General features: G+C 71.4%; 11 protein-coding genes. 6 read left to right on the top strand and 5 right to left on the bottom strand.

The window, feature by feature from the left end:
- Positions 1-12: 12 nt before the first annotated feature.
- Positions 13-669 carry an SLATT domain-containing protein gene (locus Sru02f_RS30295; RefSeq protein ID WP_109036161.1) on the bottom strand — a complete coding sequence of 219 codons (657 nt, stop codon included), beginning with the start codon at positions 667-669 and terminating at the stop codon, positions 13-15.
- Between the two features lie 92 nt (positions 670-761).
- Here Sru02f_RS30295 and Sru02f_RS30290 point away from each other — a divergent pair, with 92 nt between their 5' ends.
- Together Sru02f_RS30290 and Sru02f_RS30285 are read left to right on the top strand one after the other, a co-directional pair.
- A complete protein-coding gene (locus Sru02f_RS30290) occupies positions 762-4,148 on the top strand; it encodes a metallophosphoesterase (RefSeq protein ID WP_109036159.1) in 3,387 nt (1,128 codons plus the stop codon).
- A 78-nt stretch (positions 4,149-4,226) separates the two neighbouring features.
- Positions 4,227-5,579, top strand: a complete 1,353-nt coding sequence (locus tag Sru02f_RS30285; RefSeq protein WP_109036157.1) for a hypothetical protein — start codon at positions 4,227-4,229, stop codon at positions 5,577-5,579.
- 17 nt (positions 5,580-5,596) lie between these two features.
- Here the strand turns inward: Sru02f_RS30285 and Sru02f_RS30280 are convergent, their stop codons facing one another.
- Positions 5,597-6,577: a DMT family transporter gene (locus Sru02f_RS30280; protein WP_109036155.1), complete on the bottom strand. Its 981-nt coding sequence runs from the start codon at positions 6,575-6,577 to the stop codon at positions 5,597-5,599.
- Between the two features lie 76 nt (positions 6,578-6,653).
- Between Sru02f_RS30280 and Sru02f_RS30275 the strand changes: the two genes are divergently transcribed.
- Complete coding sequence (locus Sru02f_RS30275) at positions 6,654-7,253, top strand: TetR/AcrR family transcriptional regulator (RefSeq protein WP_167469825.1); 600 nt, start codon at positions 6,654-6,656, stop codon at positions 7,251-7,253.
- A gap of 80 nt (positions 7,254-7,333) precedes the next feature.
- On the opposite strand, the gene Sru02f_RS30270 is transcribed toward Sru02f_RS30275, so the two are convergent.
- Complete coding sequence (locus tag Sru02f_RS30270; RefSeq protein ID WP_109036151.1) at positions 7,334-7,891, bottom strand: YceI family protein; 558 nt, start codon at positions 7,889-7,891, stop codon at positions 7,334-7,336.
- A 151-nt stretch (positions 7,892-8,042) separates the two neighbouring features.
- Between Sru02f_RS30270 and Sru02f_RS30265 the strand changes: the two genes are divergently transcribed.
- The 3 genes from Sru02f_RS30265 to Sru02f_RS30255 all read left to right on the top strand — a co-directional run bounded on the left by Sru02f_RS30265 (position 8,043) and on the right by Sru02f_RS30255 (position 12,326).
- Positions 8,043-10,373, top strand: a complete 2,331-nt coding sequence (locus Sru02f_RS30265) for a polysaccharide lyase 8 family protein (RefSeq protein WP_109036148.1) — start codon at positions 8,043-8,045, stop codon at positions 10,371-10,373.
- Between the two features lie 154 nt (positions 10,374-10,527).
- Positions 10,528-12,111: an acyl-CoA carboxylase subunit beta gene (locus Sru02f_RS30260; RefSeq protein WP_109036146.1), complete on the top strand. Its 1,584-nt coding sequence runs from the start codon at positions 10,528-10,530 to the stop codon at positions 12,109-12,111.
- A gap of 17 nt (positions 12,112-12,128) precedes the next feature.
- A complete protein-coding gene (locus tag Sru02f_RS30255; protein ID WP_109036144.1) occupies positions 12,129-12,326 on the top strand; it encodes an acyl-CoA carboxylase epsilon subunit in 198 nt (65 codons plus the stop codon).
- A 204-nt stretch (positions 12,327-12,530) separates the two neighbouring features.
- On the opposite strand, the gene Sru02f_RS30250 is transcribed toward Sru02f_RS30255, so the two are convergent.
- Both Sru02f_RS30250 and Sru02f_RS30245 read right to left on the bottom strand, forming a co-directional pair.
- Entirely contained in the window at positions 12,531-13,112 is a 582-nt protein-coding gene (locus Sru02f_RS30250) for a GTP-binding protein (RefSeq protein ID WP_030216560.1), read from the bottom strand.
- Positions 13,093-13,665: a DUF742 domain-containing protein gene (locus Sru02f_RS30245; RefSeq protein WP_109036142.1), complete on the bottom strand. Its 573-nt coding sequence runs from the start codon at positions 13,663-13,665 to the stop codon at positions 13,093-13,095. The genes Sru02f_RS30250 and Sru02f_RS30245 overlap by 20 nt, the downstream gene beginning before the upstream one ends.
- Positions 13,666-13,756 lie beyond the last annotated feature (91 nt).

Below are 13,756 nucleotides of genomic sequence, written 5' to 3'. Positions count from 1 at the left end.
GCGCGGCAAGCGTCACAGGGCCGGGTCGCGGGTGCGCTGCGCCGGGTCGACCGTCCGCTCGCGCCCGGGCAGCCGGTCCAGCCGGAACACGCCGGTGGGGCCCGGCCGCTGCCCGGCGGCGTGCGCGGTGGAGCGGGTGAGCTCCTCCATCCCGTCCGCCAGATAGCCGATCCAGGCCGCGCTCTCCTCCTCCAGGAGGCGCTGGGCGTCCGCGCGCAGCCGCTCGATCACCCCGAGGAGAGCGGCCGTCTCCTTGTCACTGGGCGAGTCCGTGCTCTTGAGGAAGTGCTGGGTCCACTCGGCCTGCGCCCGCTTCAGGACTTGCTGCAGGGCCAGTTCGGTGCGTATGTAGCGGGTCCAGGACGCGGAGAAGCCGAAGATCCGGTCGAAGAGCACGCAGCCCGCGGCCCCGGCCAGGAAGACGAAGCCCCATTCGGCCGGGACGGCCGTCGGGTCGGCCGCGTGCACCAGCGGGGTGATCGTACCGACGATGCCCAGCAGCGCGGCGAGGGCGCGCAGCGAGCGGGACCACCGGGAGGGACCGCGACGCCGCGCCAGGTACCAGCCGATGGCCGTGACCACCTCGCCCTCCGCGTGCCGGAACAACTCCCGCAGCACATCGGCCCGCGGGCGCGAACGGTCCAGTTCGGTCAGTTCTGCGACTGTCATGTCCGCAGCCCTGCGTTTGCCGATCATGCCCGCCCCCTGTGTGCCCGTGTGACTGGCCGGCCGTGCGGCGCACGGCGGCAGGAGGGCATGCTATGCGGGCTCCGCCCGCCTGTCGTCACGGGGTCAACTCCTCGTCGGAACACAGGACATGGGTTCCGCGACGGGGATCTTCCCTGCGGGCCGCGCGTAAGCTGGCAGACGCGTTGTCCGGGAGGCGGGGGTGTTTCGTGCGGATCGTTCACATCAGCGACTTGCATGCCAGGGCGGACTGGAAACCCGATCAGAGCAAGGTGCTCAAGGCCTTCCTGACGGACGTGCGCGGGTTCCACGAGCAGGCACCGGTCGATGCGGTGGTCTTCAGCGGCGATCTGGCCTTCAGCGCGCAGCCGGACCAGTTCGCGTTCGCCCGTGAGGCGCTGCTCGATCCGCTGCAGGACATGCTGGGCCTCGACCGGGGCCGCATGCTCCTCGCGCCGGGGAACCACGACGTCGACATCAGCAGGATCGACCAGTTCCAGGAAGACGGCCTCCGGTCGGGGCTGAACAACCGGGACGCGGTCAACAGACTCCTCGACGCGCCGAACCTGACGGCCTACCTGGGCCGGATGGCCCCGTGGCTGGAGTTCAGGAACGACTACTACGCGGGCACGGACGTCGACCTGTCCTCCCCGCTGGTCACCCTCCACCGCTTCACGCTGCGCGACAGTGAGGTCGCCGTGGCCACCCTGACGTCGGCCTGGCGGGCGACCGGGGCGGGCGACGACGCCGACCGGGCCCACCTCATCGTGGGAGACCGGCAGGTGGTCCACGCCGCCGACCGGCTCGGCGACGCCGACCTGAAGATCTGCGTGATGCACCACCCGCTGGACTGGCTCGCGGAGTTCGACCGCCACGACGTACGCAGGGAGACGAGCCGGTTCGACATGCTGTGTACAGGTCATGTCCACGTCGTCGATCCGCTCGGTCTCGTGAGCAGGACCGGCACGCTCATGCACAGCGCGGCCGGTTCGCTCTACCAGACGCGTGACTACTTCAACGCCTACAGCGTCGTGGACGTCGACCGTCCCCGCGCCCCGCACGCCTACACCGTGCACGTGCGGAGCTACTTCGACGCCAGGGACGCCTTCGACCAGGGCGTCGACATGATGCCCGGGGGCAAGCAGGTCATCGACTTCGACGCACCCGGCGGCCGACCCGTCCGCTCCCCGGCGTCGGAGGAGGTGGCCGTCACCCGTACCGCCGCGGACCTGGCCGCCGAGTTCCTTCTGGACGCGGTGCGCGAACGCAGCCTGCTCATGGCGGGCCCGGACCGGTGGCAGCTGGACATGGACGGCCTGCTGGTGCCCCCCGTCCTGCTGCACCTGCCGGTCGACCAGTACCTGGCACTGACGGATCTCGAGGACGGCAGGATCACCCCCGACGACCTGCGGGCCAGCCTGTCCGAGTACCGGCACTTCGTCATCGTCGGCGACGAGTACAGCGGGCTGACGAGCACGCTCCAGTGGCTGACGCACACCGCCTATGGTCTGGACTCCCAGTACGCCCCCGTGGTCATCGACTTCACGGCGGTGGGGAGCGGCGGGAACGGCGTGGAGCGGGAGGTGCGCACCCAGCTCGCCCGCGCCGGAATACCCGCGGGCAAGCGGGACGTCCTGCCGCGTCTCGTCCTGGCCGTCGACAATGTCGACCCGCGGTCCGAGAAGCGGCTGAGGAACCTGCTGAAGTTCATGGCGCAATACCCGCAGAACATGTATCTCCTCGGGTCCCGGACCGCGGTGAGTCACCGGCTCAACGACGAGCTGGGACGCGAGGGCTGGGTCTCGCGCGTCCGCTACCTCGGCCCCTTCGGCCGCCGCGAGCTGCGGGCCCTGGTGCGCCTGCTGCGCCCGGAAGAAGCGGACTCCGACGTGACCGCGATGCTCGACCTGCTCAGCCGCGGAAGGCTGCCCCACACGCCCGCCATGCTGGCCGCGCTGGTCGCCACCGCCGGACACGGCGACTGGACGAGCGGGGTCAACAGCACCGCGATCCTCGAGTCGTACCTCGGCCTGCTGCTGGGTCGTGACGACCCGAGCGTCGACCGCCGTTACGAGCTGGACTTCCGGGAGCTGCAGGACATCCTGTCCTGCCTGAACGAGCACCTCACCCTCGGCGGCAGGGATGCCCTGCCCCGCATGGAGGCCGAACAGTTCCTCCTGGACTACTTCAAGGGGCTGGGCTGGTCCGAGCCCTCGGGCGCCGTCCTGGACGCCCTCATCGCCAAGCGGATACTCGGTCAGCGCGACGGCCAGATCTACTTCTGCCAGCCCATGGTCCGGCCCCTGCTGGCGGCGTACCGCATGGAGGACTCCGAGGGCCTCAAGGCCCTGGTGCTGGCCAACCCGCTGGACTACGCACAGGTGATCCGCCACGCGGCCGCGCTGCGCCGCAACGACACCTCGCTGCTGGCCTGCGTCATGGACGGCTTCCGCCAGGTGCGGGAGGGCCTCGGGGACGGCGCCAACGACCCCTTCTCGGTGCTGGCCTCGAAGGACGGCTGGCGGGGCCGGGACGACACGGAGTCGCTGCTGGACGACTTCTGGCCCACGGACCTGGCGTACGAGCCGCCCGCCCCACCCGCTGAGGTCCAGGGTGAGCTCAACGTGCTGATGGACGGGCTGTACGACCAGGCCGACGCCATGCGGACCATAGCCCAGGACAAGCGCCGGGACGGCGTGCTCGTCCGCTCCGACTTCGAGGTGTTCGTCGAGTGGCTCGACCTCCTCGCCGACGTGCTGCGCAGCAGCGAACTCGTGCGGGACCTGGATCTCAAACGGCGGGCCCTGCGGCTGACCCTGAACGGTTACGGCGTGCGGGCCGCGCTCATGGCCGACGAGTGGAAGACGCGGGACGTCGGGCGGAGCATGCGCGCGGCCCTGTCGGAGGCTTTGGAGCGGCCGGAGCTCCGGGAGTCCCTGGTGAACGGCACCGAGGTCTCGGATGCCGAGTTCGAGGAGTTCCTGGGCCGGATCGAGCTCTTCTCCCCCGTCCTCGCCTCGTACGGGTCGTTGTCCCAGGTGCTGACGAGCAGCAAGCTCTCCCGGCTGACCGACGAGGCACTGAGGGAGGCGGAGTTCATCGAGCAGCCGGGGCAGGCGCTGATGGCGGTGCTGCTGATGCGGCGCATGGGCGACCGGGACTGGGTCCGTCATGCGGCGGACGTCACACGGCTGCACGGCGAGCGCGAGGTGATCAGCGAAATCATGCGGCTCTTCGCCCTCACCAGCTACGTCGGGACGGACCTCGGCCGGGACGAGCTTGGGTCGTACGAGTCCCTCCTCGTCGACATCGCAGTCCAGCACAAGGAACTCCCGACCCAGGGGCCGACGCGGGCCCGCGACTACCAGCGCAACCAATTCGTCCAGGCGCTGCGCAATCGGCGTCTTCGGTTCATGCAGCGCGGCGGGGACGACGACACGAAGCGGATCGAGCGGTTCTGACAACCGGCGGCGCGGGCGCCCCCGGGCGGTCGGTCTGAGTGATGTCCCTCTTCAGATGCTTCCTGTAGCTTTGAGACTATGAGGGTCACGTGGATGGGTGCCTTCGTACGCCTCCTGGTCGCGCCGGTCGTCGCCGCGCTGGCGGTGCTGCTCGCCGGTGCGCCCGGCGCGCAGGCGGAGACCGGTGTCTCCGAGATCGGCGCGGCCCTGCGCGAGAGTCCGGTGTACGTGGACCCGGCCGCCTCCGACCTGCTGTCCAAGTCGGACGCGGACGCGCTCGCCGACAAGATCGAGGACGCGGGCGAACCGGTCTTCGTGGCGGTCCTCCCGGCCGGCTACCCGACCGAGAACCTCTTCCAGAACCTCCGGACCGAGACCGGCATCACCGGTCTGTACGGCGTCCGCCTCGGCGACCGCTTCGACGCCCGCGCCGACAGCAGCGTGCTGAGCCGCCAGGGCGTGCACAACCTGGTCACCGCCGTCCAGGGCGCGGGCGACCCCAAGGCCCAGCTGAACGACTTCGTCGACGACGCGCTGCGCAGTGTGCGCGGCTCCGCCCCCTCGTCCTGGGACTCCGGCGGCGGCTCCGCGCCCACGGGCGCCCTGATCACCGCGGGCGCGGTGGTGGTCCTCGGCGGCGCGGGCGTCTACGCGGTCTCCCGGCGCAGCCGCCACCGCCGCGAGGCGGAGCAGCGGGCGGCGCTGGAACGGCTGCGGGTGGTGGTCGACGAGGACATCACGGCCTTCGGCGAGGAGCTGGACCGCCTGGACTTCCACCCGGCGGAACCGGGCGCCGACGACGCCATGCGGGCCGACTACGAACGTGCCCTGGACGCCTACGAGCAGGCCAAGACGTACATGGCCGACGCCCGCAAACCCGAGGACGTGCGTGCCGTCACCCAGGCGGTGGAGGACGGCCGCTTCTCGCTCGCGCAGCTCGCCGCCCGCCGCGAGGGCAGGCCGCTGCGCGAACGCCGCCCGCCCTGCTTCTTCGACCCGCGCCACGGCCCGTCGGTCGCCGACGCCACTTGGACCCCGCCGGGCGGCACCACCCGCCAGGTCCCGGTCTGTGCCGCCGACCAGGCCCGGTTGTCCGACGGGCGGGACCCGATGATCCGCGAGGTGGACACCGAGTACGGCCGCCGCCCCTACTGGGACGCGGGCCCGGCCTACGGCCCCTGGGCGGGCGGCTACTTCGGCGGCGGCATCCTGCCCGGCCTCCTGGTCGGCACCATGCTCGGCGGCATGATGGCGGGCCCCGCCTACGGAGCCGGTTACGGCACCGGGTACGGAGACTTCGGCGGCTACGAGGGCGGCGACGTCTCGGGCGGCGACTTCGATCCCGGTGACTTCGGGGGCGGCTTCGGCGGAGGGGACTTCGGCGGTGGCGGCGGCTTCGGCGGCGGAGGGGACTTCGGCGGCGGCTTCTGAGGCGCCCGCGACGGGTCTCAGCGCCTGGCCGCCGTCGTCCTGTCTGCCGTCGTCCTGTCCGTGGACTTGTCGGCCGTCGGCCCTCCGGCCGCCGGACGGTCCGCGCCGGACCGCACCGGCCGCCCCCGGTGCGCGCCGCCCCCGCGCCGGACGACGACCACGGCCGCGAGGCCGACCGCCAGGCCGAGGGCGGTCTGGACGCCGAACGGCTCACCGAACATGAGGGCGCCCCACACCGCCGTGACCGGCGCCATGAGGAACATGAGGGTGTTGACCTCGGTGATGCCGGACCGGCGCAGGATCAGCCAGTACAGGCCGTAGCCGCCGAAGGTCGGCAGGACCACCAGCCAGGCGGTCGCCAGCCAGAACGAGGAACCGGCCGGCGGTGTCGCCGCCCCGAGGCCCAGGGCCAGGCCGGAGAAGAGGACGGCGCTGGTCGCACAGTGGATCGTCAGGGCGACGCGGGGCGCGACCGGCACGCGTGTGCGGCCCTCCAGAAACGTGGCCGCCACCAGCGACAGCATGCCGAGGAACGGGACGAGATACGCCCACCAGGCCACCTCCGCGCCCGCCGCCCCGGCGTCGGCGACCGTCACGGTGGCCACGCCCGACAGCCCCAGCCACAGTCCGAGCCACTGCCCGCGCGAGACGTACTGGCGCAGCAGGGGACCGGCGAGCGCGCCGGCGACGAGTGGCTGGACGCCGTCGATCAGGGCGGTGGTGCCGCTGGAGACGCCCAGCTCGATGGCGTAGTAGACGCTGAGCAGATAGCCGCTCTGCGACAGCGCGCCGATGGCGATCTGCCGACCGGCGTCCCGCCGTGTCAGGCCCCGCCAGGCGGCCCGGGAGACGGCCGCCGCGGCGACCAGGGCCACGGCGAGCGGCAGGAAGCGCCACATCAGGAGAGTGGGTGTGGCCGCGGTCTGAGCACCGAGCTTGGCGCCGATGAAGCCGGAGCTCCAGCACAGAACGAAGGCGGCCGAGAGCAGGACGTTCACGTCGACCCCATCCAGAGTAGACAGATCTGTTTACTCATCCAGGGTGCCCACTATACAGACCGGTATACTCGTCGGCATGGGTGCAGAGGTCATGGGTTCGGAAGCGGAACCCCGCCGGGTACGGATGACGCCCGGCGCGCGACGGGTGCTGGCGGCCGCCGAGCGGCTGTTCTACGAGCACGGCATCCACGCCGTCGGCGTGGACACCATCGCCGCCGAGGCCGGGGTGACCAAGAAGACGCTGTACGACCGCTTCGGTTCGAAGGAGCAGATCGTCGTCGAGTACCTGGCCGGACGCGACGAGCGCTGGCGGGAACTGCTCGCCGGGCGGCTGGCGGCGGCGGGGGAGGGGCCCGCCGCCCGGGTGGCGGCCGTCTTCGAGGCGTCGCGCGCGTGGTCGCAGCGGTACGGGTCCAAGGGGTGCAGCATGATCAACGCACACGCGGAGATCAGTGATCCGGACCATCCGGCGTACCCGGTCATCACCGGGCAGAAGCGGTGGATGCTCGACCTGTTCACCGGCCTGGCCCGGGACATCGACGCGGCCGGTGCGGACCGGCTGGCGCGGACGCTCGTGCTGCTGCACGAGGGGGCGCTGGTCTCCCACGGGGTGGGCGTCCTCCCCGACCCCTTCGGCGCCGCCCTCGACCAGGTGCGGGAGTTGCTGGACGGGTGAACCGGGCGGCGGGCGGGCGGCGCTGCGATGAGCGCATGCCGTCCGCCGCCGCGCTTCTCGTCGTCGACGGTCGCGGGAGGTCAGGCCTGCCTGATCGCCGAGATGTCGAAGTTCAGCTTGATCTTGTCGGAGACCAGTACGCCGCCCGTCTCCAGCGCCGCGTTCCAGGTGAGCCCCCACTCCGAGCGCTTGATCTCCGCCTTGCCCTCGAAGCCGACGCGCTCGTTGCCGAACGGGTCCTTGGCGGCGCCGTTGAACTCCAGGTCGATGGTGAGCGGCTTGGTCGTGCCGAGGATCGACAGGTCACCGGTGATGCGGTAGTCGTCGCCGCCCAGGGACTCCGCCTTGGTGGAGCGGAAGGTCATCGTCGGGTACTCGCCCGTGTTGAAGAAGTCCGAGCTCTTCAGGTGCCCGTCACGGTCGGGGGAGCCGGTGTCGATGCTGTCCATCGTGATGTCCAGGGACGCCGTGGAACGGGACGGGTCGGTGCCGTCCAGGTGCAGCGTGCCGGTGAAGTCGAGGAACTTGCCCTTGACGTTGGTGACCATGGCGTGGCGCGCCGTGAAGCCGATCGTCGTGTGGGCCGGGTCGACGGTGTAGTCGCCGGTCAGCGTCGCGAGGTCGGGAGTGGCGGTCATGGTGTCCTCCAAAGAAGGCGTTGAAGTTGAATGTTCAACCAGTCCAACGGCTTCGACTCTAGAGCTATTCCGCGCCGCCATCAACCACCCGCGCCGCACGTGTTGCGGCACCGTTCCCCTCCCGCCTCCCGGCGTGATAGACGGCATGAGCATGACCCCACAGCGCCCCACCGCCCCCACCCGCCGCGCGGTCCTGCTCGCCGCGGCGACCGCCGCCGCCCTCACCACCGTCCCCCGTGCCGCGGCCGCCACCGCCGACCCCTACGACGCCCTCCGCCACCGATGGCTGGGCATCACCCTCGGCACCGGCTACGACCCGGCAGCCGAGCCGTACGCCTCCCGCCTCGCCGAGACCGGCGAGCGGGCCCGCGAGCACCGCGCCACCATGGCCCCCACCCCCACCTCCCTGTGGCCGGGCCACCCCTTCGACCCGCCGGCCGGCATCACCTTCGCCTACGGCCGCCTGTGGACGATGACCGAGGCGTACGTCCAGGAGGGCACCGGCTCCACCGGCGACCCCGCCCTCCTCGCCGACATCCTGCGCGGCCTCGACCACCTCTCGGTCACCGTCTACAACCCGGCCACCACCCGCTACGGCAACTGGTGGGAGTGGCAGATCGGCAGCCCCCGGCTCCTGATGGACATCACGGCGGCCCTGTACGACCACCTGGGCGCCGACCGCGTGGCCGCCGCCTGCGCCGCCGTCGACCACTTCGTCCCCGACGCGATGCTCGGCGACTACACCGGCACCTCCACCGGCGCCAACCGCGTCGACCTGTGCCGCTCCGTCGCACTGCGCGGCGTCCTGGGCCGGGCCCCTGCGAAGATCGCCCTGGCCCGCGACGCCCTCTCGCCGGTCTTCCCGTACGTCACGAAGGGCGACGGGCTCTATGCCGACGGCTCCTTCGTCCAGCACACCTGGGTCGCCTACTCGGGCACGTACGGCCAGGTCATGCTGGACGGTCTCGGCCGTCTGTTCACCCTGCTGGCCGGCTCCGAGTGGGAGGTGACCGACCCGGGCAGGCAGCTCGTCCTGGACAGCGTCGAACACGCCTACGCACCCCTGATCCACGACGGCCTCGTCATGGACGTCGTCAACGGGCGGGCCATCAGCCGGGGTTACCTCAAGAGCGACGACCTGCACGTCATGCGCAGCGACCACTTCCACGGCCAGCAGCTCGTCGCCGCCATGGCCGTCCTCGCGGGCGGGGCGAGCGACGCCGAGCGCGAGCGCTGGCACGCCCGGATCAAGGGCTGGACGGAGCGGGACACCGTCACCCCGATCCTGACCGCGCCCCAGTTCCCGGTCGCCGACCTGGCCCGGCTGCACGCGATCGCCGACGCCCCCGGAGAGGCCGCCCCCGAACCCGTCGGACACCACCTCTTCGCGGCCATGGACCGCGCCGTCCACCGCCGCCCCGCCTTCACCGCGGGCCTCGCCATGGCCAGTGACCGCATCGCCCACTACGAGTGCGGCAACGGCGAGAACCCGCGCGGCTGGCACACCGGCGCGGGCATGCTCACCTGGTGGGCGAACGGGACGCGGGCGGATCAGTACACCGACTGGTTCTGGCCCACCGTCGACTGGTACCGGCTGCCCGGCACCACCGTCTCCACCAAGCGCCTGGCCGACCGGGCGGGCGGCGAGTGGGGCGAACCCAAACCGGACGTGCGATGGGTCGGCGGCGCGACCGACGGCGAGTACGCGGCCGTGGGCCAGCACCTCAAGGGGCTCGGCTCCACACTGGAGGCCCGCAAGTCCTGGTTCTTCCTCGACGACGCCGTGGTCTGCCTGGGCGCCGGCATCACGTGCGCGGACGGCGTACCGGTCGAGACGGTCGTGGACAACCGCAACCTGGGGGAGGACGGCACCCAGGCCCTCGTACGCGGCCGGCACTGGGCCCACCTGGAGGGACACGGCGGCTGGATCGTGCCCGGGGGCGCCCTGCGGACCCTGCGCGAGGACCGCACCGGCGCCTGGTCCGACATCAACACCACCAGCACCACCGAGCGCCGCACCCGCCGCTGGCAGACCCTCTGGCTCGACCACGGCACCGATCCGGCCGGCGCCGACTACGTCTACACCGTCATGCCGGGCGCCTCCCGGGCGGCCCTCGTCCGTCGCGCCGCGGACCGCCACTGGCTCAAGGTCCTCGCCAACGACGACCGCCGCCAGGCGGTGACCGTCCCCTCCCTCGGTCTGACGGCCGCCAACTTCTGGCAGGCCGGCACCGCGGGCCCGCTCACCACCACGGCCGCGGGGAGCGTGCTGGTCCGCCGCCGGGGCCGTACCGCTACCCTCTGCGTGAGCGAACCGCCGCGCACGGGAGAGGCCCTGGAGATCGTCTGGGACCACCCGGTGGGAGCGGTGCTGCGGGCCGACGAGACGGTCGAGATCCTCGCGACGGGCCGCCGACTGCACCTCCGCGTCACTCCAGGGGTGGTATGTACCACCCATGAATGTGAGGTGACTCTCAGCTGACGGCTTTGTGTGACCCCTACAAGCCAGAGGCCCTCTGAGCAGTCGGAAGCGCTGCACGGGGTGGGAGTTCTGTTCGGTGCTACCAGGAAAACGGGCCGGAGACTGTACGGAGTCGACGGCTCGCAATCCTTGCTCGGCTTCGTAGAGTCGCTACATGACCGTTTTGGATGAGGCGCCGGGCGAGCCGACGGACGCGCGCGGGCGGGTGGCCGAGCTGCACGGGATCCGTGCGCAGGCGCTCGCCGGGCCGAGTGAGAAGGCGACGGCGGCGCAGCACGCCAAGGGCAAGCTGACGGCACGTGAGCGCATCGAGCTGCTCCTGGACACCGGCTCCTTCCGCGAGGTCGAGCAGCTGCGCCGGCACCGGGCGACCGGGTTCGGCCTGGAGGCCAAGAAGCCGTACACCGACGGTGTCATCACCGGCTGGGGCACGGTCGAGGGCCGCACGGTCTTCGTCTACGCCCACGACTTCCGGATCTTCGGCGGCGCGCTGGGCGAGGCCCACGCCACGAAGATCCACAAGATCATGGACATGGCCATCGCGGCCGGTGCCCCGCTGGTGTCGCTGAACGACGGCGCCGGCGCCCGTATCCAGGAGGGCGTCAGCGCGCTCGCCGGGTACGGCGGCATCTTCCAGCGCAACACCAAGGCGTCCGGCGTCATCCCGCAGATCAGCGTGATGCTCGGCCCCTGCGCGGGCGGCGCGGCCTACAGCCCCGCCCTCACCGACTTCGTCTTCATGGTCCGCGACACCTCGCAGATGTTCATCACGGGCCCGGACGTCGTCAAGGCGGTCACCGGCGAGGAGATCACGCAGAACGGCCTGGGCGGCGCCGACGTGCACGCCGAGACGTCCGGCGTGTGCCACTTCGCCTACGACGACGAGGAGACCTGCCTCGCCGAGGTCCGCTACCTCCTCTCCCTGCTGCCGCAGAACAACCGGGAGAACCCGCCCCGCGCCGAGTCCTCCGACCCGGTGGACCGCCGCTCGGACACCCTCCTCGACCTGGTCCCGGCGGACGGCAACCGCCCGTACGACATGACCAAGGTCATCGAGGAACTCGTCGACGAGGGCGAGTACCTGGAGGTCCACGAGCGCTGGGCCCGCAACATCATCTGCGCGCTGGCCCGTCTCGACGGGCAGGTCGTCGGCATCGTCGCCAACCAGCCGCAGGCCCTGGCCGGTGTCCTGGACATCGAGGCGTCGGAGAAGGCGGCCCGCTTCGTCCAGATGTGCGACGCCTTCAACATCCCGATCATCACCCTTCTGGACGTACCCGGCTTCCTGCCCGGCGTCGACCAGGAGCACGGCGGGATCATCCGCCACGGGGCCAAGCTCCTCTACGCGTACTGCAACGCGACCGTGCCCCGGATCTCGCTGATCCTGCGCAAGGCGTACGGAGGTGCTTACATCGTCATGGACAGCCAGTCCATCGGCGCCGACCTCACCTACGCCTGGCCGACCAACGAGATCGCCGTCATGGGCGCGGAAGGTGCCGCGAACGTCATCTTCCGCCGGCAGATCGCCGACGCCGAGGACCCCGAGGCCATGCGGGCGCGCATGGTCAAGGAGTACAAGTCCGAGCTGATGCACCCCTACTACGCGGCCGAACGCGGCCTGGTCGACGACGTCATCGACCCTGCCGAAACCCGCGAGGTGCTGATCAAGTCCCTGGCGATGCTCCACACCAAGCACGCCGACCTGCCCTCCCGCAAGCACGGCAACCCGCCGCAGTGACCCGAGGAGCCACCTCCATGTCCCCTGCCGACATCCGCGTCGAGAAGGGCCACGCCGAGCCCGAGGAAGTCGCCGCCATCACGGCCCTCCTCCTGGCCCGCGCCGCCGCCCGCCCCGCCGAGATCGCCCCGCCCCACGGCGGCGGCCGCGCCCGCGCGGGCTGGCGCCGCCTGGAACGCGAGCCGGGCTTCAGGGCGCCGCACAGCTGGCGCTGACCCGAGCAACAAGAGAGGCCCCTCCACTCGGAGGGGCCTCTCTTGTTACGCCGGGCTCGGTGGACGCCCCAGGGGCGCGGGGCTGTGTCGATATGCGGCTCCGCCGCGTGGGCGCGACCAGCCACGTACTACCCGCACCCGGCAACGAAACCGCCCCCGGCAGCCCAGTGGCCGCAGGGGGCGTCGCGCGACCCGGCGCTGCCCTCAGCGCAACCGCGCCATCAGCGCGTGCTCCACGAGAGTGATGAGCGCAGACTTCGCGTCGGCCCGATGCCGCGCGTCCGTCGTGATGATCGGCGTGTCCGGGCCGATCTGCAGCGCCTCCCGGACCTCGTCCGGCTGGTACGGCTGCTGCCCGTCGAAGCCGTTCAGCGCGATGACGAACGGCAGACCGCTGTTCTCGAAGTAGTCGACGGCCGGGAAGCAGTCGGCGAGCCGCCTCGTGTCGACCAGGACGATCGCGCCGATGGCGCCGCGCACCAGGTCGTCCCACATGAACCAGAACCGGTCCTGGCCGGGCGTACCGAAGAGGTACAGGATCAGGTCCTGGTCGAGCGTGATGCGGCCGAAGTCCATGGCGACCGTCGTGGTCGTCTTGTCCCCCGTGTGGGTGAGGTCGTCGATGCCCGCCGAAGCGGATGTCATCACGGCCTCGGTGCGCAGCGGGTTGATCTCCGAGACAGCGCCGACGAACGTGGTCTTGCCCACGCCGAAGCCGCCCGCCACCACGATCTTCGCGGAAGTGGTGGAGCGGGAAGGACCGCCGCTAGAGCTTGCGAAGTCCACTGAGCACCCTTTCGAGCAGTGTCACGTCTGGCTGGCCGCCGGCGCTCTCGTCGCCGCCGGGCTGATGGATGGCGACCAGTCCCGCCTCCGCCAAGTCGGCGACGAGGATCCTGGCCACGCCGAGAGGGATCGTCAGCAGGGCCGAGACCTCGGCCACCGACTTGATCTCCCGGCAGAGGTTGCAGATCCGCTGATGCTCGGGCAGCTGGCCCTGCATCTGATGCGGCTGCGCGGTGGTGTGCACCAGCGCCTCGATGGCGAGCTGGTACCGGGGCCTGGTGCGGCCGCCCGTCATGGCGTACGGGCGCACCAGGGGGTTGTTCGACGCCCCGGCGGGCGCCGGCTCAGGGGTGCGGCGCTGCGGCTGCACGGGCTGGATGCGCGGAGCATGCGGCTGGTCGTACGGCGAAGGGCCGGGGCCCTGCGGCGCGTACGGCTGCCGGTGGCTCGGCACGGAGGGGTAGCCGTACCCGTTCGCCGAGCCGTCGCCTTGGCCCTGACCAGGGCCGTACGACCAGTTGCCCGATGACGGACCGCCTGGGGGTGTTCCCACTTTTTCCTCCTCCGACTGTGCCTGGCACCCATCGCTGTGGAGCCGCGTCCCGAAACTTTACGGCCACGGGACGCCAAAACGCACCGTCTGT

It is taken from the genome of Streptomyces rubrogriseus, assembly GCF_027947575.1.
GTDB classification, from domain to species: Bacteria; Actinomycetota; Actinomycetes; order Streptomycetales; family Streptomycetaceae; genus Streptomyces; species Streptomyces rubrogriseus.
The sequence above is the reverse complement of the archived record's forward strand: the minus strand, read 5'-3'. Positions and strand labels throughout refer to the sequence as shown.

Bases quoted from the DNA above. Each gene is read 5' to 3' on its own strand.
- Sru02f_RS30260 (WP_109036146.1), top strand. From the start codon at position 10,528: ATGACCGTTTTGGATGAGGCGCCGGGCGAGCCGACGGACGCGCGCGGG.
- Sru02f_RS30275 (WP_167469825.1), top strand. From the start codon at position 6,654: ATGGGTGCAGAGGTCATGGGTTCGGAAGCGGAACCCCGCCGGGTACGG.
- Sru02f_RS30270 (WP_109036151.1), bottom strand. From the start codon at position 7,891: ATGACCGCCACTCCCGACCTCGCGACGCTGACCGGCGACTACACCGTC.
- Sru02f_RS30290 (WP_109036159.1), top strand. From the start codon at position 762: ATGCGGGCTCCGCCCGCCTGTCGTCACGGGGTCAACTCCTCGTCGGAA.
- Sru02f_RS30295 (WP_109036161.1), bottom strand. From the start codon at position 669: ATGACAGTCGCAGAACTGACCGAACTGGACCGTTCGCGCCCGCGGGCC.
- Sru02f_RS30265 (WP_109036148.1), top strand. From the start codon at position 8,043: ATGACCCCACAGCGCCCCACCGCCCCCACCCGCCGCGCGGTCCTGCTC.
- Sru02f_RS30285 (WP_109036157.1), top strand. From the start codon at position 4,227: ATGAGGGTCACGTGGATGGGTGCCTTCGTACGCCTCCTGGTCGCGCCG.
- Sru02f_RS30255 (WP_109036144.1), top strand. From the start codon at position 12,129: ATGTCCCCTGCCGACATCCGCGTCGAGAAGGGCCACGCCGAGCCCGAG.